This is a genomic window from Streptomyces flavofungini (assembly GCF_030388665.1).
Classification (GTDB): domain Bacteria; phylum Actinomycetota; class Actinomycetes; order Streptomycetales; family Streptomycetaceae; genus Streptomyces; species Streptomyces flavofungini_A.
In genome coordinates, this window is sequence record NZ_CP128846.1 from 6356899 (window position 1) to 6377893 (window position 20995).

At 74.7% G+C, this 20995-nt stretch carries 19 protein-coding genes and 1 pseudogene; 6 read left to right on the forward strand and 14 right to left on the reverse strand.

The genetic code is table 11. From position 1 onward, the window contains the following. Positions 1-168: 168 nt before the first annotated feature. Positions 169-2022, reverse strand: coding sequence for an APC family permease (locus tag QUY26_RS26975; protein WP_289951033.1), 1854 nt, complete (start codon positions 2020-2022; stop codon positions 169-171). Positions 2023-2253: 231 nt separating this feature from the next. Here QUY26_RS26975 and QUY26_RS26980 point away from each other — a divergent pair, with 231 nt between their 5' ends. After that, positions 2254-2910: a hypothetical protein gene (locus tag QUY26_RS26980; protein WP_289951036.1), complete on the forward strand. Its 657-nt coding sequence runs from the start codon at positions 2254-2256 to the stop codon at positions 2908-2910. An 82-nt stretch (positions 2911-2992) separates the two neighbouring features. On the opposite strand, the pseudogene QUY26_RS26985 reads toward QUY26_RS26980, so the two are convergent. The 5 genes and pseudogenes from QUY26_RS26985 to QUY26_RS27005 form a co-directional block, all read right to left on the reverse strand. Beyond that, positions 2993-3552, reverse strand: a pseudogene (locus QUY26_RS26985) (hypothetical protein). A gap of 85 nt (positions 3553-3637) precedes the next feature. Beyond that, on the reverse strand, positions 3638-4426 hold the full coding sequence (locus QUY26_RS26990; protein WP_289951038.1) for an SDR family NAD(P)-dependent oxidoreductase: 789 nt from the start codon (positions 4424-4426) through the stop codon (positions 3638-3640). 86 nt (positions 4427-4512) lie between these two features. Continuing rightward, positions 4513-4893 (reverse strand): nitrite reductase small subunit NirD, encoded by a 381-nt coding sequence (gene nirD, locus QUY26_RS26995; protein WP_289951039.1) that lies wholly within the window; start codon positions 4891-4893, stop codon positions 4513-4515. After that, positions 4890-7478 (reverse strand): nitrite reductase large subunit NirB, encoded by a 2589-nt coding sequence (gene nirB / locus QUY26_RS27000; protein WP_289951040.1) that lies wholly within the window; start codon positions 7476-7478, stop codon positions 4890-4892. Before nirB ends, nirD begins: the two co-directional genes overlap by 4 nt. 3 nt (positions 7479-7481) lie before the next feature. Continuing rightward, the gene (locus QUY26_RS27005) at positions 7482-8705 is read right to left on the reverse strand and encodes an NAD(P)/FAD-dependent oxidoreductase (RefSeq protein WP_289951042.1); all 1224 of its coding nucleotides are present in this window, start codon (positions 8703-8705) and stop codon (positions 7482-7484) included. 512 nt (positions 8706-9217) lie between these two features. Here QUY26_RS27005 and QUY26_RS27010 point away from each other — a divergent pair. Then, the gene (locus QUY26_RS27010) at positions 9218-10000 is read left to right on the forward strand and encodes a sulfite exporter TauE/SafE family protein (protein WP_289951044.1); all 783 of its coding nucleotides are present in this window, start codon (positions 9218-9220) and stop codon (positions 9998-10000) included. A 45-nt stretch (positions 10001-10045) separates the two neighbouring features. Here QUY26_RS27010 and QUY26_RS27015 read toward each other — a convergent pair whose 3' ends face one another. The 4 genes from QUY26_RS27015 to soxR all read right to left on the reverse strand — a co-directional run bounded on the left by QUY26_RS27015 (position 10046) and on the right by soxR (position 13041). After that, complete coding sequence (locus QUY26_RS27015) at positions 10046-10687, reverse strand: class F sortase (RefSeq protein ID WP_289951046.1); 642 nt, start codon at positions 10685-10687, stop codon at positions 10046-10048. Between the two features lie 139 nt (positions 10688-10826). Then, positions 10827-11378, reverse strand: a complete 552-nt coding sequence (locus QUY26_RS27020; protein ID WP_289951050.1) for a hypothetical protein — start codon at positions 11376-11378, stop codon at positions 10827-10829. A 229-nt stretch (positions 11379-11607) separates the two neighbouring features. Next, complete coding sequence (locus QUY26_RS27025; protein ID WP_289951052.1) at positions 11608-12447, reverse strand: aminotransferase class IV; 840 nt, start codon at positions 12445-12447, stop codon at positions 11608-11610. Positions 12448-12582: 135 nt separating this feature from the next. Further along, entirely contained in the window at positions 12583-13041 is a 459-nt protein-coding gene (gene soxR, locus QUY26_RS27030; protein ID WP_289951054.1) for a redox-sensitive transcriptional activator SoxR, read from the reverse strand. A gap of 63 nt (positions 13042-13104) precedes the next feature. On the opposite strand from soxR, the gene QUY26_RS27035 reads away from it, so the two are divergent. Next, positions 13105-13818 carry an NADPH-dependent FMN reductase gene (locus QUY26_RS27035; RefSeq protein WP_289951057.1) on the forward strand — a complete coding sequence of 238 codons (714 nt, stop codon included), beginning with the start codon at positions 13105-13107 and terminating at the stop codon, positions 13816-13818. Positions 13819-13859: 41 nt separating this feature from the next. Here QUY26_RS27035 and QUY26_RS27040 read toward each other — a convergent pair whose 3' ends face one another. Both QUY26_RS27040 and QUY26_RS27045 read right to left on the reverse strand, forming a co-directional pair. Continuing rightward, positions 13860-15200, reverse strand: coding sequence for a sensor histidine kinase (locus QUY26_RS27040; protein WP_289951059.1), 1341 nt, complete (start codon positions 15198-15200; stop codon positions 13860-13862). Beyond that, positions 15197-15907 carry a hypothetical protein gene (locus tag QUY26_RS27045; RefSeq protein WP_289951060.1) on the reverse strand — a complete coding sequence of 237 codons (711 nt, stop codon included), beginning with the start codon at positions 15905-15907 and terminating at the stop codon, positions 15197-15199. Before QUY26_RS27045 ends, QUY26_RS27040 begins: the two co-directional genes overlap by 4 nt. Before the next feature lie 210 nt (positions 15908-16117). Between QUY26_RS27045 and cutA the strand changes: the two genes are divergently transcribed. Then, complete coding sequence (cutA, locus tag QUY26_RS27050; protein ID WP_289951061.1) at positions 16118-16474, forward strand: divalent-cation tolerance protein CutA; 357 nt, start codon at positions 16118-16120, stop codon at positions 16472-16474. After that, positions 16471-16977: a gamma-glutamylcyclotransferase family protein gene (locus QUY26_RS27055; RefSeq protein ID WP_289951063.1), complete on the forward strand. Its 507-nt coding sequence runs from the start codon at positions 16471-16473 to the stop codon at positions 16975-16977. Before cutA ends, QUY26_RS27055 begins: the two co-directional genes overlap by 4 nt. Here the strand turns inward: QUY26_RS27055 and QUY26_RS27060 are convergent. Further along, positions 16943-19039 (reverse strand): molybdopterin oxidoreductase family protein, encoded by a 2097-nt coding sequence (locus QUY26_RS27060; RefSeq protein ID WP_436840530.1) that lies wholly within the window; start codon positions 19037-19039, stop codon positions 16943-16945. The genes QUY26_RS27055 and QUY26_RS27060 overlap by 35 nt on opposite strands. Positions 19040-19295: 256 nt before the next feature. Then, positions 19296-19598, reverse strand: a complete 303-nt coding sequence (locus QUY26_RS27065) for a hypothetical protein (RefSeq protein ID WP_289951065.1) — start codon at positions 19596-19598, stop codon at positions 19296-19298. Positions 19599-19875: 277 nt separating this feature from the next. On the opposite strand from QUY26_RS27065, the gene QUY26_RS27070 reads away from it, so the two are divergent. Continuing rightward, a complete protein-coding gene (locus QUY26_RS27070; protein WP_289951066.1) occupies positions 19876-20949 on the forward strand; it encodes a sirohydrochlorin chelatase in 1074 nt (357 codons plus the stop codon). Positions 20950-20995 lie beyond the last annotated feature (46 nt).

Sequence of the window (20995 nt, forward strand, 5' to 3'; positions counted from 1 at the left end):
GCCCAACGATCAACCATGCAGGGGGATTACGACAGGGGTATTGCAGCCGCGTGCAGCCTTCGCGGGGCGCCCCGCGAGGGGCGCGGGGAACCGCGCGACCAGCCCGCACTGCCCCGCGGTCGCCCATGGCGCAGCCGTGGCACCCCCGTCCGCACGGCGGCGCAGCCGCTACTTCCGTCCGGCGAGGCGGAACCGCAACCGGCAGATCACCGCATCCGTGTCCCGCCGCACCGCGTGCGCGAGCACGGCCCCGCGCTGGTTCTGGAGCAACCGCTGCCACAGGTGGGCGGGCTCCACCTCGGGGATCAGCACGGTGACCCGCGTCCCCGGGTGGTACTGGTACACCTTCCGGACGTAGTCGGCCACGGGCCGCCCCACGGTACGCGCCGCGGAGGGCAGCTCGACCAGGTCCACGCCCGGCCCCCACAGCTCCCAGTCCCGGCGAAGGGACCGCGCGGCGGCCCGGTCCTCGGCGTCGTCGTGCGTGACCGTCACCGCCCGCACCTCGTCGCCGAGGGACACCGCCGCGTTCAGGGCCTCGCAGGTCAGCCGGGACAGGCCGGACACGGGGACGATCACCAGGGAGTGGTCGCGGCGCGGCGGCTCGGGGACCCGGCCGAGGCCGAGGTCCGCGCCGATGCGGCCGTACGCCCGGTGCACGACCTCGAAGACGGCGACGATCGCGGGCAGCGCGAGCACGATCAGCCAGGCGCCCTCGGTGAACTTCGTGGCCGTCACGACGACGGCCGAGACACCGGTGAGGACCGCGCCGAAGCCGTTGAGCAGCGCCTTCGCGGGCTTGCCAGCCTTGCGCCAGTGGATGACCATGCCGGTCTGGCAGAGCGTGAAGCCGACGAAGACCCCGATCGCGAACAGCGGTACGAGGGTGTTGGTGTCGCCGCCGGAGAACACCAGGAGCCCCGCGCCCGCGACGGCGAGCGCGATGACGCCGTGCCGGTGGACCTGCCGGTCGGCCTTGAGGGCGAAGACGTGCGGCAGGTAGTTGTCCCTGGCCAGGAGGCTCATCAGGACGGGCAGGCCGCCGAAGGACGTGTTGGCGGACAGCGCGAGCAGGATCATCGTGGCGAACTGCACGACGTAGAAGGCCCAGTTGTGGCCGAGGGAGGCGTCCGTGAGCTGGGCGAGGACGGTGACGCCCTCGACCGGCTGGAGGCCGAAGCGGGAGATGAGGACGGACAGGCCGATCAGCATCACGCCGAGCAGCGCGCCGAGCGCCACCTCCGCGTGCTGGGCGCGCTTGACGCGCGGGGCGCGGAACGACGGCACGGCGTTGGCGATGGCCTCCACGCCGGTGAGCGCGGAGCAGCCCGAGGCGAAAGCCTTCAGCAGAAGCAGCGCGCCGACCGAGGTGGCGTTGTCGGAGAGGACCGAGGCATGGCCCTGGGCGGCCTCGGTGGAGACGGGGCCGTCCCGGAACAGGCCGACGGCGACCATCGTGAGGATCGCGCCGACGAACACCGCGGTCGGGGCGATGAACACGCGCGCGGAGTCGACGATGCCGCGCAGGTTGACGGCCGTGATGACGACGAGGACGCCCAGGCACAGCGCGACGCGGTCGCCGTACAGCTCGGGGAAGGCGGAGGTGAGGGCCGCGACGCCCGCCGTCACGGCGACGGCGACGTTCAGGACGTAGTCGAGGACGAGGGAGGCGGCGGCGACCAGGCCGGAGCGGCGGCCCAGGTGCGTCTTCGCGGCGGCGTAGCTGCCGCCGCCGTCGGGGAAGGCGGCGATGACCTGGCGGTAGGAGGCGACGAGCACGGTGAGCAGCGCGGCGATGGCGAGGGTCACCGGCAGCGTGAAGCCGAGCCCGTACCCGCCGGCGGCGGCCAGGACGAGCACGATCGCCTCCGGCCCGTACGCGACCGACGCCATGGCGTCCAGGGACAGCGCGGCCAGGCCCTGGAGAGCGGTCAGGCGATGACGGTCGCCCGGGTCCGCCGCGCCGGTATCGGGAGGTTCCTCGATGGCCGGGGCGTCGGGGCGCTCGGAGACAGTCGTCATGCTGGTGCCTTTCATGCAGGTCAGCCGACGTGGTCAAGTCGGCGGCCATCCCAGCGTCGGCGTGTGCCGGCGACTCGTCCGCACTCCTTGGCGTGTCCTTGATGAGGCGGGCGCACCTCTTGACGACTTGTTGAGGGGGGTCGTCAGCGATGCGTCAAGGTGTGTCGCGGACGTGTATGCAGGACGTCAACGGGGCGGACGGCGCGGGGGCGCCGTCCTACGGTGCGGCACATGGGACATGACTGGACGACTCGGGGCACGCACCACCGGGTCACGGCGCGCGGCCGTGCGCGCGACCTCGTCCGCGGCTTCGCGCGGGACCACGTGCCGCACCCGCGTACGTCGCCCGAGGACGGCGGCGGCGACCTGCCCGCGCCCGGGGGCCGGGACGCGGTGGTGGAGGACCGGGGCCGGGCCGCGGACCTGCGGTCCGCCGTCTTCTGCTCGCTCGCCCTGTTCGCCCTGATCGTGCTGGTCGACTTCGGGGCCGGGACGCTGAGCGCCGTGCGTGCCGGGTTGTGGGCGGGGCTCGCCGTCCTGCTGTACGTCATCCTGTATCCGGCGCGCGTCACGGCGGGGCCCGGCTGGCTCGCCGTGCGGGGGCCGGTGCGGCGCGGGCACGTGTGCCTCGACCTGCTCACCACCGCGCGGGTCAGCGAGACCGTCGCCGCGCGGCTGGTGCTGTGCGACTCGCTCGGCAACCGGGTCGAGTTCGACCCGAAGGTGCTCGCGGAGAATCCGCTGTTGCTGCACCGCCTGGACGCGGGGGCGCGGGCTTCCCGGGCGTCGGGGCTGCTGAGATCCGGATCGGCGGAGCTTTCGCGGCTGCTCACGCGCTTGGACGGCCGGGAGGCCAAGGCCGTGTTCGAGGCGTCGGGCTTGCGGTAGCGCTGCGCTCGCGGGGCGGTGGGGGTCGCGCGCGGGTCCCCTTGACGGGGGCCGGGTGCCGCGCCGCCCCTGCGCCTCGTGCTCAGCCCTTCAGCGCGGCGTAGGTCACCCTCGTCAGCGCCTCCGACGCCGCCCACAGCCGCTCGCCCGCCACGTCGTCGCGGGTCCGGTCGGCTCGTGGGGACGGGGCGGGTGCCCCGCGCCAGGCCAGGAAGCGGGGGGCTCGCGGAGGAGTCCGGGCGCACACCGGGAGCCGTGGCCGCGTACAGCGTGGGCAGGGCGCCGGATTCCGCGGATGGGCCGACGGGGCGGTTGCCGACGGCCATGAACGCCTCCGTGGCACGGCGGCCCGCCATCCGGGGGTCGGCCGACTGGAGGTGCGTCGCGGTGCAGCCGGGGTGCGCGGCGGCGGCGACCACGTCGGCGCCCGACGCGGCCAGACGCCTGGCCGGCTCGTGGACGAACAGCAGGTCGGCGCCCGGCACTTCGGACAGGTGCCGCCGCACGCCGCCCCCACCGCGCTCCGCGCTACGACAGGCGAGCCCCCCGGGCCCCACGGCGAGCCGGTTCGCGGGCCATGACGTCCCCGATCCCGCTGTTGACCCCGGCGACCACGGCGACACGCCCCTCCTGCCCGGGCATGTCACGCGCACCCCGACCCCCCCGCACGCCGTCCGCTGCCCGTCATACGGCTGAGCGTGCGCCTGTCCGCGCGGGCCGTCAGGAGTCAGGCCGCCGCGCCCCCGTCGACCACCAGGTCCGTGCCCACCACCGACGCCGCGTCGTCCGACGCCAGGTAGAGGACGGCCGCGGCGATCTCGGTGGTGTCCGAGACGCGGCCGAGGGGGGACTCGGTGCGCATGCGGGTGGCGCGGTCGGTGGTGGATTCGCCGGGGCGCAGGGACATCGTGGTGGCGGACGGGCCGGGGCTGACGGCGTTGACGCGGACGCCGTCCTGGATGTGGTCCAGGGCCGCGGCCCGGGTGAGCGCGGAGACGGCGGCCTTCGCGGCCACGTAGCCGGCGATGCCGGGGCGGCGCTTGTGGGCGCCCAGGTTGGAGGCGATGTTCACGATCGCGCCGCCGCCGTCCTGCGTGCGCATCTGGCGCACCTCGGCCTGGAGGGCGAGGAAGACGCCGGTGACGTTGGTGTCGAGGAGCGTGTGCCAGTCCTCCTCGGGGAGGTCGGCGATCGGGGTGCCGCCGCGGAAGACGCCCGCGTTGTTCACGGCCACGTCGAGGGAGCCGAAGCGGTCGACGGCGGCGCGCACCGCGGCCTGGACGTCGGCGGCGCGCGTCACGTCGGCGGTGTGCGCGAGGGCTGTGCCGCCCGCCTCCTCGATCAGCGCCACCGTCTCCTTGAGCGGGCCCTCCGAGCGGCCCGTGACGACGACGGCCGCGCCCTCGGCGGCGAAGGCGAGGGCGATCGCCCGGCCGAGGCCGGAGCCGCCGCCGGTGACGAGGGCGGTGCGGTCGGTGAAGCGGGCGCGGGCGCCGGTGCGGGTGGTGGCGGGCATGGGGGCTCCCTCGGTGCGCGGGCGCGGGGGCTCTCCAGGAGGAGCGGGGCCCCGCGCCCGCCAGTATTGGACTGGATGATCCAATACTAGGCGCAGACCCTGGCCTCGTACACCCCGACCCCCACCTCGTCGTCGTCGAGGCACCGTCCCGTCTCCAGGTCGAAGCGCTGCTTCAGGAGCGGCGAGGCCACGAACGGGCGGCCGTCCGCCGAGCCGACCAGGCCCCGGGAGAGCACGGCCGCGCCGGAGAACGGGTCGCGGTTGTCGATGGCGTACAGGCGTCCGGCGCGGTCCAGGAACAGCGCCGCCTGCCGCCGCCCGTCGGGCAGGAGCACGGCCACGCCCCGGCCGGGAGTGAGGCGGGCCGTGGCGCACACCGTCAACCAGGCCCCGTCGAGGCGCAGTTGGACGCTGGTGTCTGCGGTGGTGGTGCTCGCGGCGGGGGCCGTCTCGGTCATCGTCGTCATCGCGCGGAACTTCCTTCCAGGGGCCGCAGGGTCAGCAGCGGCAGGTCGGGCTTGATCTGGTCGCGCTCGGGGACGAACGCCACCAGCGGGTCCGGCGCCTCGGGCGCGTTCACGAACGACACGAAGCGGGCCAGGCGGTCCGGGTCGGCCAGGGTCTCGGCCCACTCGTCGCGGTAGTGCGTGACGTGGTCCGCCATCAGGGCCTCCAGGTCGGCGCAGATGCCGAGCGAGTCGTCCACCACCACGTCCCGTACGTGGTCCAGGCCCCCGTCGATCCGCTCCAGCCACGCCGAGGTGCGCTCCAGGCGGTCGGCGGTGCGGATGTAGAACATCAGGAACCGGTCGATGAGCCGGACGAGGCCCGCGTCGTCGAGGTCCTGGGCCAGCAGGTCCGCGTGGCGTGGGGTCGCGCCGCCGTTGCCGCCGACGTACAGGTTCCAGCCGCTCGCCGTGGCGATCACGCCGAAGTCCTTGGAGCGGGCCTCCGCGCACTCGCGGGCGCACCCCGACACCGCCGACTTCAGCTTGTGCGGCGCGCGCAGCCCCCGGTAGCGCAGCTCCAGGTCGATGGCCATGCGCACCGAGTCCTGCACGCCGTAGCGGCACCAGGTCTGCCCGACGCACGACTTCACCGTCCGCAGCGCCTTGCCGTACGCGTGCCCCGACTCGAAGCCCGCCTCGACCAGGCGGGCCCAGATCGGCGGGAGCTGTTCCACCCGGGCGCCGAACAGGTCGATGCGCTGACCTCCGGTGATCTTCGTGTAGAGGCCGAACTCCCGGGCCACCTCGCCGATCACGATGAGCTTGTCCGGGGTGATCTCGCCGCCCGGGATGCGCGGCACCACCGAATAGGAGCCGTTCTTCTGGAGGTTGGCGAGGAAGTGGTCGTTGGTGTCCTGAAGGGCCGCCTGCTCGCCGTCCAGGACGTAGCCGTCGGCGCCGATCGCGGGCGCGAGGGAGGCGATGACCGAGGCGACGGCGGGCTTGCACGTCTCACACCCCTCGCCGCCGCGCGCCGACTCGCGGCCGTGCCGGTCGAGCAGGTCCCGGAAGGAGGTGACGCGCAGGGTGCGGACGATCTCGTACAGCTCCTGGCGGGTCTGCGCGAAGCACCCGCACAGGCCCTGATCGCCCGACCGCGGCAGCAGCTGGCCGATGAGCTTGACGCAACTCCCGCAGCCCGTACCGGCCTTGGTGCACTTCTTGACCTCGGGCAGCGTCGCGCACGCCTGCACGGCGGCCTTCGTGACGTTGTGGCAGTTGCACACCACGGCGTCGTCCGGCAGGGCCTCCGGGCCGAGGGCCGGGGCGGCGCCCGCGCCCGCGGGAAGCACCAACTGCTCCGCGGGCACCGGCGGCACCGACCCGGTCAGCGCCCGCAGCGTCCCGTACGCCTCGGTGTCACCGACCAGGACACCGCCGAGGAGCGTGCCGTCCGCGCCGATGACGAGCTTCTTGTACGTGCCCGCCCGCGAGTCCGCGTACGCGACGTCGAGGCAGCCCTCCGCCGTGCCGTGCGCGTCGCCGAACGACGCCACGTCCACGCCGAGCAGCTTCAGCTTGGTGGACATGTCGGCGCCCGTGAACGAGGCGTCCGTGCCCGCGGAGTCCTCGGACGCGAGGGTGGCCGCGGCTGTCTGCGCCATCTCGTAGCCCGGCGCGACCAGGCCGTACACCCGGCCGTCCACGGCCTGCGCGCACTCGCCGATGGCGTACACGTGCGGGTCGCTCGTGCGGCAGCGCTCGTCGACGGCGACGCCGCCGCGCTCGCCGACCGCGAGGCCGCAGTCGCGGGCCAGCTGGTCGCGGGGGCGCACACCCGCCGAGAACACCACCAGGCCGACGTCGAGTTCGGAGCCGTCCGACAGGCGCATCGCGCGCACCGCGCCCGCCTCGTCGGTCACGATCTCCTGCGTGCCCGTGCCCGTGTGCACGGTGAGCCCCCGGCCGGTCAGTGTGCGCAGCAGGGCCGCGCCGCCGCCGTCGTCGACCTGCGCGGGCATCAGGCGCGGGGCGAACTCCACGACGTGCGTGGTCAGTCCGAGCCCCTGCAGAGCGCCCGCCGCCTCCAGGCCGAGCAGGCCGCCGCCGACCACCGCGCCCGTCGAGGCGCCCGCCTTCGCGTACGCCTCGATGGCGAGGACGTCCTCGATGGTGCGGTAGACGAAGCAGCCGTCCGCGTCCCTGCCCGGCACCGGCGGCACGAACGGCACCGAGCCCGTGGCCAGGACCAGGGTGTCGTAGCCGAGGACGCGCCCGGAGCGCGCGGTGACCGTCCGCGCCTCCCGGTCGATGTGCTCGGCCGGGTCGCCGAGGCACAGCTCGATGCCGTGCCGCTGCATGAACCCGCCCTCGGTGACGGAGAGTTCGTCCGGCGTCGTGCCCGAGAAGTACGAGGTGAGCTGGACGCGGTCGTAGGCCGGGCGCGGCTCCTCGCACAGGACGACGACGCGGTGCGTCGCGGTCAGTCCGTGCTCGGCGAGTGCTTCGAGGAAGCGCTGGCCGACCATGCCGTGTCCGACCAGGACGAGGTTCTTCTTCGGTGCCGGGTGCGGAGTCGCACGCGGGGTCGAGGTCGCGTCCATGGGTCAGTGGCCTCCGTCGTGAGTGAGCAGGTGCAGCAGCGGACTGCCGTCGTCGGGCAGGGCCTCGTCGGCCGCCCAGGCCCGGGCGAGGGCGCCCACGGCCGTCAGCTCGCCGAGGAGCACGCCCCCGACGAGGCGGTCGCCGCGCACGACGACCTTGCGGTACGTGCCCCGGGTGGCGTCCGTGAGCCGCACCACGTCGTCGTCCGGGCGGGTCTCCGGGTCGCCGAACGCCGCGATGTCCAGGGGGTGTTCGTGGTGCGGCAGGGTCAGCCGGGTCAGGGAGCGGGTGCCGGCGTACGGGCGGGCCGACTCCGGGGCGGTCAGGGCGGCGGCGAGGGCGTCGGCCTGGTCGAGGGCGGGGGCCGCCAGGCAGGGGGCCGCGCCCGCGTGCTCGGCGCAGTCGCCGATGGCGTACACGTGCGGGTCGCTGCTGCGCAGGCCGTCGTCCACGACGACGCCGCGCCGCACGTCCAGGCCCGCCGCCCGGGCCAGGCCGGTGCGGGGGCGCACGCCGCAGGCCAGGACCGTCAGGTCGGTGCCGAGGACGTAGCCGTCGGCCAGTTCCACCGACCGTACGGCGCCGTCCGACTGCCGTACGCCGCGCACCCGGCACTCGGTGTGCACCTCCACGCCGAGCGCGGTGAGATGGCGGCGCACCAGCTCCGAGGCGTCCGGGTCGAGCTGCCGCTCCATCAGCCGGTCGCCCTGCTGGGCGAGCACCACCCGCACCCCCCGGTCCGCGAGGGCCCGCGCCGCGCACACCCCGAGCAGGCCGCCCCCGACGACGACCGCCCGCGCGCCCGGCCGGGCCGCCTCCGACAGGGCCAGGCAGTCCGCCATCGTCCGGAACGCGCGCACCCCGCCGGGCAGTTCGCGAGCCCCCGGCGCGAAGAGTCCGCGCAGCGGCGGAAGCACCGGGTTCGCGCCGGTGGCGAGCACCAGGTTCTCGTACGGGACCCGGGAGCCGTCCTCGCACAGCACCAGCCGCTCCGACCGGTCGATCCTGACCGCCCGGGCGCGCAGGTACCGGCCCGGCTCCGGCAGCGTGATCACCTCCGGGCCGTACCGGCCCGCCAGCACCTCGGTGAGCAGGACCCGGTTGTACGGCGCGTACGGCTCCTCGCCGATCAGCAGGGCGCCGTCGCCGAGCCTGGCGGCGAGCCGGGTGCCGGCGAGGCCGGCTCCCAGGACGACGGTGCGTGGCTGCGGGGCGCTGGTGGTCATGCTCTGCACCCTGCTGGGCTGGGGTTTCCCGGCGGGGGCCGGGGTGTTTCGGCGGGGGAACGGTGGGCTCAGCGAGGGGGCCGGCCGCTTGTGAGGACGGGGTCGGCCGCGGGCCCCGTCGGAGTCTTGGCCTCGGGCCGATGGGCGGTGCCCGCCGCTGGCGCGGCGGGGTTTCCCCAGCCGTCCACCCGCCCACCCGTTGGCCCCGGGACACGGGGTGGGCCCCGAGCCGGGCCGTTGGACCTGCCGCTTGCCGCTTGCCGCCTACTGTCTGCGGTCTGCCACCTGCCGTCTGTCGTCCGCCCGCCCTCCGCCACCTGCCGTGGTCCGGCCGGTGTCGCGGTCACCCTGGGACCACCGTGCGGTTGGACGGGTGGGACGGGCTTCGCCGCGCGGCGGCGGAGAACGGTTGCAGCGCCGGTCACGCCGCCCGCGGCGCCAACCTCTGAAGTCCCTCAAGTCGCCCCGATTCTCATGGACGCACCACCTACCCCGTCCATAGGGTCGCGATCATGCCCGACATATCGACTACCGCCGTCGTCGTCCTGTGCCTCGCCGCGTTCGCGGCCGGCTGGATCGACGCCGTGGTGGGCGGCGGCGGACTCCTGCTGCTGCCCGCGCTGCTGCTCGGCCTGCCGGGGTCGACCCCGGCGGCGACCGCGCTCGGCACGAACAAGGCGGTGGCGATCGTGGGGACGACGGGCGCCGCCGTGACGTACGTACGCAAGGCGCCCATCGACGTCGGCACCGCCGTGAGGATCGGGCTCGCGGCGCTCGCCGGGTCCATGGGCGGAGCCTTCTTCGCCGCCGGGATGAGCACCGACGTGCTCAAGCCGGTGATCATGGCTGTCCTCGTCGGCGTCGGCGCCTTCGTCATCTTCCGCCCGGACTTCGGCACCGCCCCCGCGACCGGCCCGCTGCCGCCCCGCCGCATCCTCGCCGCCATCGGCATCGCGGGCGTCGGCATCGGCTTCTACGACGGCCTCATCGGCCCCGGCACCGGCACCTTCCTCGTGCTCGCACTGACCGCCGTGCTCCGCTTCGACCTGGTCACCGCCTCCGCCAACGCGAAGATAGTCAACTGCTGCACCAACGCGGGCGCCCTCGCCATGTTCGCCTGGCAGGGCGCGGTGCTCTGGCAGCTCGCCGCCGCCCTCGCCGTCTTCAACCTCGCGGGCGGCACCCTCGGCGCCCGCACCGCCCTGAAGAAGGGCAGCGGCTTCGTGCGGATCGTGCTCCTGACGACCGTCGTCGGGCTCGTGGCGAAGATGGCGTACGAGCAGTGGGTGGCGTAGCCGCAGGCGCGCGAGCCGTCCGGCCCGGGCCCCCGGCCGGCGACCTCAGCGCGCGCCCGTCAAGTGCGCGAACACCACCACGTTCCCCTGGTAGCCCGTCTTCTTCGAGTACGCCCCGCCGCACGTGATCACCCGCAGCTCCGGGCGCGCCGCCGCCCCGTACACCTTCTCGTCGGGGAAGCCCTTCGCGTCGTACACCTCCACGGCGTACACCGTGAACAACGCCACCCCGCCGTCCCGCCGCTCCACCTCGATGACCCGGCCCTTCGCGAGGCCGCCCAGGCGGTAGAAGACCGCCGGGCCCTCCGCGTTGTCGACGTGCCCGGCCAGCACCGCGGTGCCGCGTTCGCCCGGCGTGGTGCCCGCCTCGTACCAGCCGGCGAGGTTCTTGTGCCGCGGCGGCGGTACGTCGAGGCTGCCCTGCCGGGTCAGGCCGAGGCCCATGAGGGGGGCGTCCACATCGATCGCCGGGATCCGGACGCGGTCGGGCGGCGACGGGGGGAGCGGGGCGAGGCCCGGGCCCGCCCGGGTGGTGCCCGGCGCCGCCGCCTGCGCGGCGGACGGCTGCGGGGGCGGGTGCCCGGCGGTGCCCTCACGCACCAGCCAGGCGCCACCGCACAGCGCGAGCGCGGTGGCCACCACTATGACCCAGGTACCGAACCTGCCTCGCCGCTCGGTCCGCCGCATGGCTCGCCCCCTCGGGGAAGGGTAGGGAAAAGTATCGGTGCAGGTGGTGGCGCTCCCGCCTCCCCCGCCGGTCGCGAGGGACGTGCGGCCGGACGGAGGAGGGGGAGCGTCGGTACCCGCGGACCGCGGAGGGGGTCCGTCAGATCCTGTCGCCTCTCGCCCGGCGATGCAGGAGCCAGGTACCGCCCGCGGCGGCGAGGGCGAGTGCCGCCACGCCCGCCGCGGTCTTCACGGGGTCGGGGCCGAGCGCGCCACCGACCCCCGTCTTCACGTGCCCCTTGGGATGCACCGGCACCGGAGCGGGCTGCTCCGCGCGGGCCGACGCCGTGGACGTGAGCGTCACCGACAGGTCGCCCGCCACCTCACGGCCGCCGGAACCGGCACAGCGCGCCACGATCTCGTACGTGCCGGGCTGCGCCGACGGCGGCACCTCGAACCGCCCGGACACCGCATCGGCCCGCGCTTTGGGAGCCATCGCGAAGGTGCCCGCGCCGACCGCGCTCGCGTCGCCCGTCGCGGTGCCGCCCGCACCGCACGCCGTGGTGCGCACCGTGACGGTGGTGCCGGGCGTGACGGTGGCCGGTGACACCTGGAGGCCGCCCGCGGGTCCGGCGGACGCGGGGGCGGCGCACAGGCCCGCCGAGGTGACGGCGAGTGCGGCGGCGGTCGTCAGCTGGCGGGCTGTGCGCATGGGGCTTGCTCCTGTCGAGGCCTTCGTGCGGGACGCACCTCCGAGGTAAGTGGCACCCGGCCGCGTACGCCTGCTGAAGCCCCGTCAGAATCCCTGCCCGGGCCCGGCCCCTGACGCATCGAAGGAAGCGTTCCAGCAGGTCACCACGCGTGTCGCGGAAAGGATCCGAAGCCGCGCCGCGGCGCCTGTGAATGGGTGACCCGGGGCCGGGCCGACAGCTGAGCCCGGCTCAGATCACGTCCTGGGGCACGGCCTCGTACACCTCGGCGACGGCCGCCATCAGCTTCTCGTCCACGGGCAGGTCCAGGTCGTCGACGCGGCGCACCGGGCTGATGCCCCAGGAGTTCGTGACGAGGGCCGCCCGGTACGAGGGCAGGTCCCGCAGCCGTACCGGACCCAGGCGCGTAGGCACGCCCGCGTCCGCGAGCCGCTCCCGGAGCAGCCGCATGGTGATCCCGGTCAGGTGCGGGGCGTTCGGCCACACGAGCTCGTGCCCGTCGAAGAAGGCCACGTTGGTGATGGCGCCCTCGCTGATCAGGCCGTCGGGGCCGGTGAGCAGCGCCTCGTCGAAGCCCGCGCGGCGCGCCTGCCGGCCGTGGTAGGCCTGCCCGAAGCCGCCGAGGTGCTTGATGTGCGCGACCGGCCGTACGTACGGCACGGACTTCAGGGCCTGCGCCCGCTGGGCCATCGCGGCGGGCAGCTCGGTGGGGGGCCGCACGGTGACCATCAGGGAGGGGGCGCCCGCGGGGGCGTGCACGTACACGCGGACGGAGGCGTCGGCGATGACGCCGGTCGCGCCGTCGGTGCCGCCGTCCCCGGCGAGCGCGTGCCGGATCAGCTCGCGGACCCGCTCCCCGTCGAGCTCCTGGTCGAAGAGCTCCCGCGTCGCGCCGTCCAGGCGCTCCAGGTGCGGCCCCAGGCCGCGCACCCTGCCGCCCCTGACCTGCATGGCGGTGAAGTGCCCGAAGGTGTCGAGGGCGCGGGCCCGCAGTGCGTCGACGGTGGCGGGGGCGCCGTCGATCTCCAGGCGGGTGACGTCGGTGGTGGTGACGGGTCCTTGTGCGGCCATGGGGCCACCGTACGTTCGGACTTCGGCGGCCTTCGGAGTCGGCCCACCGTTCCGCCCGTTCCGCCCGGTCCGCCCGGCTCACCCGGTCCGCCCGCCCCGTCCGGTCCTCTCAGCCCTCTCAGCCCTCTCAGCCCCTCAGTCCTCCAGGAGGCGGCGCGGGCCCGGGCCGCGCGCGGCCAGTTCGTCCCACGGGTTCGACAGGGCGCAGCGGTCCAGGGAGAGGCAGCCGCAGCCGATGCAGTCGCTCAGGTTGTCGCGGAGGCGCTGCAGGGTGCGGATGCGCTCGTCCAGGTCCGAGCGCCAGCACTCGGAGATCCGGGCCCAGTCCTCGCGGGTGGGCGTGCGGTCCTCCGGGAGCAGCTGCAGCACGTCGCGGATGGTGGCCAGCGGGATGCCGAGCCGCTGCGAGGTGCGGATGAAGGCGACGCGGCGCAGGGTGTCCCGGCTGTAGCGGCGCTGGTTGCCGCTGGTGCGACGGCTGGAGATGAGTCCTTCGCGCTCGTAGAAACGCAGGGCGGAGGGCGCGACTCCGCTGCGCTCGGCGAGTTCGCCGACGGTGGCTTCCTTGGCGTCCGGTGCGAGGTGCGTCGTCATGCCGCCAGATTAATCGCGGTCGCGGCTTGACCTGAACCAAGGTTTAACTAAGAAGCTCTCTGCATGAACACCACCACGGCCAAGGCCGCTTCCCAGTCGGCTTCCCCCTCTGTTTCCGCGTCCGATTCCCCCTCTGGTTCCCCCTCCGGTTCCCCCTCTGCGTCCCCCTCCACCGACCCCGCTTTCGCGGCCTCGACCCGTACGCCGGTGAAGGTCGCCGTGATCGTCGGCAGCAACCGCGAGGGCCGCTTCGGCCCCGTCGTCGCCGAGTGGCTGCTCGCCCGGGTGCGTGCCCACGAGGGCTTCGAGGTCGACCTCGTCGACCTGGCCGACGTCGACCTGCCCACGTCCCTCTCCTTCCGCCCGTCCGCCGATGTCCTCGCCGAACTCGCCAAGGTCACCCCGAAGTTGGCGGAGGCCGACGCGTTCGTCGTGCTCACGCCCGAGTACAACCACTCCTTCCCCGCGTCCCTGAAGAACGTCATCGACTGGCACCGCGACGAGTGGCAGGCCAAGCCCGTCGCCCTGGTCTCCTACGGCGGCATCTCTGGCGGCCTGCGCGCCGTCGAGCACCTGCGCCAGGTCTTCGCCGAGCTGCACATGGTCACCGTCCGCGACACCGTCTCCTTCCACAACGCCGGCGCGCTCTTCGACGACGAGGGCGCCCACCGGGACCCGTCGGTCGCGGAGGCCGCCGCGAAGGGGATGCTGGACCAGCTGCACTGGTGGGCGTGGGCGCTGCGGTCGGCCAAGGAGGTGCGGGCGTACGGGAGTTGAGCGGTGCGCCGGGCGCGGGGCGCGGCCGGGCCCGGCTCGGCTCAGGCCTCCGGCAGCCGCACCACCGCCACCGCGCCCCCGCCGTCCGCGTTGCTCAGCTCCACCCGCGCGCCGATGACCGCCGCCTGGCCCAGGGCGATGGTCAGGCCGAGCCCGGTGCCCTGGCCGCGCTCGCGGGCGCCCGTCTGGAACCGCTGCGGGCCCTCGCGCAGCAGGTGCGGCGGGAAGCCGGGGCCGTGGTCGCGCACCGTCACCGCGGCTCCGTCGACGGACAGCTCGACGGGGCCGCGCCCGTGTCGGTAGGCGTTGGCGACAAGGTTGGTCAGGATGCGCTCCAGGCGGCGCGCGTCGGTCCGTACGAGCCGCTCGTCGGCGCGCCTGACCCGCACCCCGCACCCGTTGAACTGCTCGGCGCGGCCCGCTCGTTGGACCATGCCCGCGACCAGCGTGCCGAGCGGATGCACCTCCAGGTCGGGCCGCTCCACGTCGGCGTCGAGCCGGGCGACCTCAAGCAGGTCCTCGGTGAGGCCCCGCAGCGCGCCGACGCGGTCGCGCACCAGCTCGGTGGGGCGGCTCGGCGGCAGGAGTTCGGCCGCGGTGTGCAGCCCGGTCAGCGGGGTACGCAGTTCGTGGGCGACGTCCGCGGTGAACCGCTGCTCGGCCTCCAGGCGCCGTTGCAGCGTCGCGGCCATCGTGTCGACGGCGGTGGCGAGGTCGGCGACCTCGTTCCTGCCGTGCCGGAAGCCCGGCGGCAGGGGGTGCCCGATGCGGGCGTCGAGATCGCCCTGGCTGATGCGGCGCGCGGTCGCGGCCGCGGTGCGCAGATCGCGGCTGAGTCTGCTGGCGAGCCCGGCGCCGCCGAGCGCGGCGAGCCCCACGACGACGGCGCCCGACACGATCAGCTGCTGGTCGAACTCGGCCATCTCGTCGGCCTGTTCGCGCAGCGGGAGCCGCACGGACAGGACGTGGTCGCCGACCGGCCGCGCCGCCCACACCGACGGCTCGTCCGCGTCCAGGTCCAGGTACGTGGCGCGCTGCCCGTCGAGCGCGGCGGCCCGCAGCGGCTCCGGAAGTCCGCGCGCGTCGATCGCCGCGTCCGTGTCGTCCCGCGGGACCTGCCCGGTCAGCTCGTACACCTGACGTACGCGCACGAGCTGCGCCGTGGCCGCGGAGCGCGCGCCCTCGCAGACCTGGTCGAGGCGCGCGTTGTGGATGAGCAGCCCGATGGCGACGGCGACGACCGCGCACCCTCCGGCGAGCAGCGCGGCGATCTTCCAGCGCAGGCCGAGGGTGTGCCAGCGCAGGCCGAGAGCGGTCAGGGCGGCGAGGGCGCGGCGGGCTGCGGCGCGCACCCGGTGGACGCCCGGAAAGCGGAGCCTCATGGGCGGGTCCCGGGGGAGCCCGTGGAGTCCGGGTGCCCGGAGCCGCCCGGGCCGCCATCCGTGTCGCCCTTGCCGCCCTTGCCGTAACTCTTGACGTCGCTGACGGTGGACATCCGGGTGCCGTCCCAGTGGAAGCGCACGGCCTGTTCGCCGCCCTCGGCGCAGGGGCTGCGTACCAGCAGGTCGGTGCCGAGCGTCTCGACGGCGAGGCGCCGCCCGGCGGTGAACAGGATCGGATGGACCTTGCCGCGCTTCTCGTAGTAGACGACGAGCACGCTGCGCCCGCTCTCCACGTCGACGGCGACGAGCATCTCGGGTTTGCCGTCCCCGGTGAGGTCGGTGAGCACCGGCGGCCGGATGCCCGGCCGCCCCGGCTTCTTGACCAGCGGCCGGTCGGCGAGGGTGCGCAGCCGGGTGTCGGCGCGCAGCAGCTCCCGCACGTCGGCCTTGGCGAGCCCGCCGGGCCCGAGCGGGTCGAGCCCGTCCAGCGGCTCGGGCGGCGGCTGCTGCGACGTCGGATCGGCGCCGGGCGCCGACGGCGGCGAACCCGACCAGGCGGACCACAGCGGCTCGGGGCGCGGCTGCACCGACACCCGCGGCGCGGGCTCGGAGTCGCCGAGGCCGCTGGTGGCGCCGCACGCGGACAGCACGGCGACGGCCAGGGCGGCCAGGGGCACGCCGGGCGGGATGCGGAAGCGCGGGTTCATGTGAGGGCCGGGGGAGTGGGGGGCGGGATGGCGGTGACCGGTCACCGCCATCGACGCTAGGAAGGGCGCATCACGAGAACCGGGAGGTTGTGTAACAGCTGTGGCCAAAGTATTCGAACGTCCGATCTCGGGACCTTCGGCCTGGCCGGTAGCCTCCCCGTACCTGGGGCCCGAGGCCCCGAGAGGCTCCGAGGAGAGGAAGCGTCCCCCGTGACCGACCAGACCGCCCCCGCCGCCGTGACCGTACTGACCGTCCTGACGACGACCGACACCCCGGACAAGGCGGACGCGCTGGCGCGCGGTGCCGTGGCGGCGCGGGTGGCGGCGTGCGCGCAGATCAGCGGCCCGGTGACGTCGGTGTACCGCTGGGAGGGCGCGGTCGAGACGGCCCGGGAGTGGCAGGTGCTCCTGAAGACGACCGAGTCCCGCTACCCCGCCCTGGAGTCCTGGCTCCTCGCGGCCCACGACTACGAAACGCCGGAGATCATCGCGACCCCCGTGGCCCGGGGCAGCGCGGCGTACCTGGCCTGGGTGGCCGAGGAGACGAGCGCGGGGGACCCGGCGTGACCCCTGCCGACGCGGACGCCGATCACCTGGAGCACCTGCCGTTCTTCGTCTACGGCACGCTCCGCCCCGGCGAACGCAACCACACCGCCCACCTGGCCGGCCGCATCACGTCCCACACCCCCGCCCGCCTGCCCGACACGGCCCTCTACGACGGCCCCGGCTACCCCTACGCCGTGGAGACCCCCACCGCGGGCCCCGTCCACGGAGACCTGATCACCCCCCACCCCGCCGCCTACGCATCGGTCCGCACGGCCCTGGACCACCTGGAGGAATACACCCCCGGCGCCCGCCACAACCTCTACGAACGCGTCTCCCGCGAGGTGCACTGCGCGGACGGAACGCGGCGGAGAGCGTGGGTGTACGTGGCGGGGGAGAGGCTCGCGGAGCGATTGCGGACGCGGGGGGTACTGCTGCCCGGCGGCAGGTGGCCCCCGGAGGCCGAGGAGGCCGGAGCCGGCGGGGCAGGCCTCAGACCCGCTCCACCCGCACCGCACACACCTTGAACTCCGGCATCCTCGAAACAGGATCCAACGCGGGATGCGTGAGCGTATTGGCCCGCCCTTCCCCCGGCCAGTGGAACGGCATGAACACGGTGTCGGCCCGGATCCCCGCGGTGACCCGCACCGGCACCACCACCCGCCCCCGCCGCGACACCACGGCGACCTCGTCCCCCTCGGCGACCCGCAACCACGCGGCGAGCCGAGGGTGCACCTCGACGAACGCCCCGGGCGCGGCGGCGTTCAACTCCTCCACGCGCCGCGTCTGCGCCCCGGACTGGTACTGCGAGAGCACTCGTCCGGTGGTCAGCACGACGGGATACTCCGCGTCGGTCTCCTCGGCACAGTCCCGATGGGCGACGGCCACGAACCGGGCCCGCCCGTCCTCGGTGGCGAACCGCTCAAGGAACAACCGAGGCGTACCCCCACGAACACCCTCACCCTCCCTGCCCCCTTCCTCAGGCCCCTCAGGCCCCTCAGGCCCCTCAGGCCCCTCAAGTCCCTCAGGTTCCTCGGGGCAGGGCCAGAAGACCCCCTCGCCACCCCCCTCCCGCAACCGTCCGTAAGTGATCCCGGAATAGTCCGCGACCCCGCCCGCACTGGCCCGCCGCAACTCCTCGAACACCTCCTCCGCGACGACCGGGAACCTCTCCCCGTGCCCGAGCCGCGAGGCGAGCCCGTGCAGCACGTCGAGGTCGCTGCGCACACCGGCGGGTGGGTCGACGGCGCGCCGGCGCAGCAGCACCCGCCCTTCGAGGTTGGTGACGGTCCCCGTCTCCTCGGCCCACTGGGTGACCGGCAGGACGACGTCCGCGAGCCGAGCGGTCTCGGAGAGCACCACGTCGGCGACGACCAGGAAGTCCAACGACCGTATCCGCTCCTCCACATGGGCGGCCCGCGGAGCCGAGACCACAGGGTTGGACCCCATCAGGAGCAGCGACTTCACGTCCCTCCCGAGCGCGTCGAGGAGCTCGTAGGCGGACCGTCCGGGCCCCGGCAGGGAATCGGGGTCGACTCCCCACACCCCGGCGACATGCGCCCGCGCCGCGGGATCGGTGAGCTTCCGGTACCCCGGCAACTGATCGGCCTTCTGCCCGTGTTCGCGCCCGCCCTGCCCGTTCCCCTGCCCGGTCAGGCACCCGTACCCGGACAGCGGCCGCCCGGGCCTCCCCGTGGCGAGGCACAGATTGATCCAGGCGCCCACGGTGTCGGTGCCCTTGGCCTGCTGCTCGGGCCCGCGGGCGGTGAGCACCATGGCGTTCTCGGCGTCACAGAACCGCCGTACGACTTCCCTCAGTTGGGGTACGGGAACTCCCGTGACCCGTTCCACGTACTCGGGCCAGTGCGCCATGGCGGCGGCCCTGGCCTCCTCCCACCCGGTCGTACGCTCCCGGATGTACGCCTCGTCGACGCGCCCCTCGGCCACCACGAGGTGCAGAAGGCCAAGAGCGAGGGCGAGGTCGGTGCCGGGGCGCGGGGCGAGATGGAGGTCGGCGTGCTCGGCGGTACGCGTACGCCGCGGATCGACGACGATCAACGTACCGCCGTTGTCCTTGAGTCCGGTCAGGTACCGCAGCGCGGGCGGCATGGTCTCGGCCAGATTGGAGCCGACGAGGATCACGCATCCGGTGCGGGCGACATCGGCGAGCGGAAAGGGCAGCCCCCGGTCGAGCCCGAAGGCCCGGATCCCGGCGGCAGCGGCGGAGGACATGCAGAACCGCCCGTTGTAGTCGATCTGCGAGGTCCCGAGGACGACCCGCGCGAACTTCCCCAACGCGTACGCCTTCTCGTTGGTGAGCCCGCCCCCGCCGAACACCCCGCAGGCATCCGCCCCGTACTCCCGCCGAACCCGGGCGAGCCCGTCGGCGACCCGGTCCAGCGCCTCGTCCCACCCCGCGGGTTCGAGCTCCCCGCTGACGGGGGACCGCACCAGCGGCTCGGTCAACCGCACCCGCGACGACAGCAGAGCGGGCGCCGTGCGCCCCTTCCCGCACAGCGCGCCCCCGTTGACGGGAAACGCGGGCCGCTCGACGACTTCCACGCCCGCCGCTCCCCGTACGAGACCCATGCCGCACTGGAGGGCGCAGTAGGGGCAGTGGGTGGGGGTGGCCTCGCCGGGCGCGACGTGCTCCGAGGGGGCGGGGCGCGGTGCCGGCGCGGAGGGGATCCGTTCGGGTGCGACTGTGGGGTGCATACGCCCACCCTGGGTCGCGCGTGTTTCACGCCACGGGCCGACGCGTTACGCGAGCGGTACGGCGACCTCCGGCGGGGCCGGCCCCGGCTGTGAGGCCGGGGCCGATTCCGGATGACGTGAACGCTCCGGCTCAGATGATGTGAACGCCCTGGCCGCCCGACACATAGCCGGTGGCCCCAGGAGCGACGACCTGGAGTTCCTTCAGGTCCCGGCAGCGCGGGTCGGCGTACACGTAGGCGTCGCGCCCGGTGTTGTTGACGACGAGGGCGTTGGGCGCGTTGCTGGGGTAACAGCCCGGACGCGGGTCGTTGTACGTGGTGCCGTTGATCGTCAGAGACCCACCGGGCTCGGCGGCGACGACGGGCGTCGCGAACGGCAAGGTCAGGGCCACGGCGGTGGCGGCGGCACACATCAGGGCGGAAGCACGGGGCATGGGAGGGGTCCTCGTCTGATGCCTGGGCGGAGCTGATGCCTGGGCGGAGCAGGGTTCGTCCGATGGACCGGGAGCCTATCGACCCGCCGCCGCGTTTCGTCGGTGCCACCCTCGCGCGAGTCCGGCTCCTGACGCGCCCACTCCGTGTGGCCGATCACCGCCCACCCTCACCATCACCCCACCCTGACAGTCCCCCCACCCCACCAGTGAGCCCTCCCGAAAGCACTCGTCACGGCGACGCAACGGGACCGCAATCTGCCCCCGCCATCCTCGGTCCATGACGCCGTCGCATCCGCATCCGGACCCCACGGCCCTGCCGGACCCCACGGCATCGCCGGACCTCGCCTCCCAGGCGGCCCCCACCGCCCCTGCGGCCACCACCCCTTCCGCCCTCACCGCTCGTTCCGACCTCACCGCTCCCTTCGACCTCACCGCTCCTTTCGACACCACCGCCCAACTCATCACCCGCATCACCAGCGAGCTGGGCACCCGCCTCGGGCACGTCACCCTCACCGGGTCCCGCAGGACGGACCCCGACCGCACCCCCGCCCCCGCACTCCCCGCCCCCGCACTCCCCGCTCCCGCCTCCGCACCCCTCACGCCCCCCGCGCCCGCCCTCGTCCTCGTGGCCCACGGCAGCCGTGACCCCCGCGCCCGCCTCACCGTGACCGCGCTGAGCGACGTCGTCCGTGCCCTTCGCCCGGGTCTGGACGTGCGGCTCGGGCACATCGAGCTGAACGAGCCCGGTCTCGACGAGACGCTGCGCGGCCTGCCCGCCGACGGCCCCGGCGCCGTCCTCGTACCGCTCCTGCTCAGCCGCGGCTACCACGTCAAGCACGACATCCCCGCCGCAGCCGCCGCCGCGGCGGCCCGCCCTCTCCTCCTCGCCGCCCCTCTCGGCCCCCACCCCCTCCTCGTCGAGGCCCTGCACACCCGCCTCGCCGAAGCGGGCTGGCCCGCCGGGGCCGCCGCGGAGGGACACGGCGTGGTCCTCGCCGCCGCGGGCTCCCGCGACCCGGACGCCGCCGTGGACACCCGCAGGGCCGCCGGTCTCCTGGCCCGCCGCCTCGGCGTCCCGGTCGTGCCCGCGTACGCCGCGCCGACCGAGCACACCCCGACGACGGTGCCCGCGGCCCTGCGCGCGCTCGCGGCCCGCGGGGTGCGCCACGCCGCCGTGGCGTCGTACTTCACCGCGCCCGGCCGCTTCGCCACCCAGGTCGCCGACGCCGCGCCGTGGCTCGCCGCCGCCCCGCTCGGCGCGCATCCGGCCCTCGCGGCCCTGCTCCTGCACCGCTACGACCAGGCACGGTCGGCCGCACCCACGCGCCACCGGCAGCTGGCGTCCGCCTGACGCGGACACCCCGCCGCAGCCGGGCCCCCCGCGCGGCCCGCCTCCC

Coding starts and splice junctions, on each gene's coding strand:
- QUY26_RS26975 (WP_289951033.1), bottom strand. CDS start 2,022: ATGACGACTGTCTCCGAGCGCCCCGACGCCCCGGCCATCGAGGAACCT.
- QUY26_RS26980 (WP_289951036.1), top strand. CDS start 2,254: ATGGGACATGACTGGACGACTCGGGGCACGCACCACCGGGTCACGGCG.
- QUY26_RS26990 (WP_289951038.1), bottom strand. CDS start 4,426: ATGCCCGCCACCACCCGCACCGGCGCCCGCGCCCGCTTCACCGACCGC.
- nirD (WP_289951039.1), bottom strand. CDS start 4,893: ATGACGACGATGACCGAGACGGCCCCCGCCGCGAGCACCACCACCGCA.
- nirB (WP_289951040.1), bottom strand. CDS start 7,478: ATGGACGCGACCTCGACCCCGCGTGCGACTCCGCACCCGGCACCGAAG.
- QUY26_RS27005 (WP_289951042.1), bottom strand. CDS start 8,705: ATGACCACCAGCGCCCCGCAGCCACGCACCGTCGTCCTGGGAGCCGGC.
- QUY26_RS27010 (WP_289951044.1), top strand. CDS start 9,218: ATGCCCGACATATCGACTACCGCCGTCGTCGTCCTGTGCCTCGCCGCG.
- QUY26_RS27015 (WP_289951046.1), bottom strand. CDS start 10,687: ATGCGGCGGACCGAGCGGCGAGGCAGGTTCGGTACCTGGGTCATAGTG.
- QUY26_RS27020 (WP_289951050.1), bottom strand. CDS start 11,378: ATGCGCACAGCCCGCCAGCTGACGACCGCCGCCGCACTCGCCGTCACC.
- QUY26_RS27025 (WP_289951052.1), bottom strand. CDS start 12,447: ATGGCCGCACAAGGACCCGTCACCACCACCGACGTCACCCGCCTGGAG.
- soxR (WP_289951054.1), bottom strand. CDS start 13,041: ATGACGACGCACCTCGCACCGGACGCCAAGGAAGCCACCGTCGGCGAA.
- QUY26_RS27035 (WP_289951057.1), top strand. CDS start 13,105: ATGAACACCACCACGGCCAAGGCCGCTTCCCAGTCGGCTTCCCCCTCT.
- QUY26_RS27040 (WP_289951059.1), bottom strand. CDS start 15,200: ATGAGGCTCCGCTTTCCGGGCGTCCACCGGGTGCGCGCCGCAGCCCGC.
- QUY26_RS27045 (WP_289951060.1), bottom strand. CDS start 15,907: ATGAACCCGCGCTTCCGCATCCCGCCCGGCGTGCCCCTGGCCGCCCTG.
- QUY26_RS27060 (WP_436840530.1), bottom strand. CDS start 19,039: ATGGGTCTCGTACGGGGAGCGGCGGGCGTGGAAGTCGTCGAGCGGCCC.
- QUY26_RS27065 (WP_289951065.1), bottom strand. CDS start 19,598: ATGCCCCGTGCTTCCGCCCTGATGTGTGCCGCCGCCACCGCCGTGGCC.
- QUY26_RS27070 (WP_289951066.1), top strand. CDS start 19,876: ATGACGCCGTCGCATCCGCATCCGGACCCCACGGCCCTGCCGGACCCC.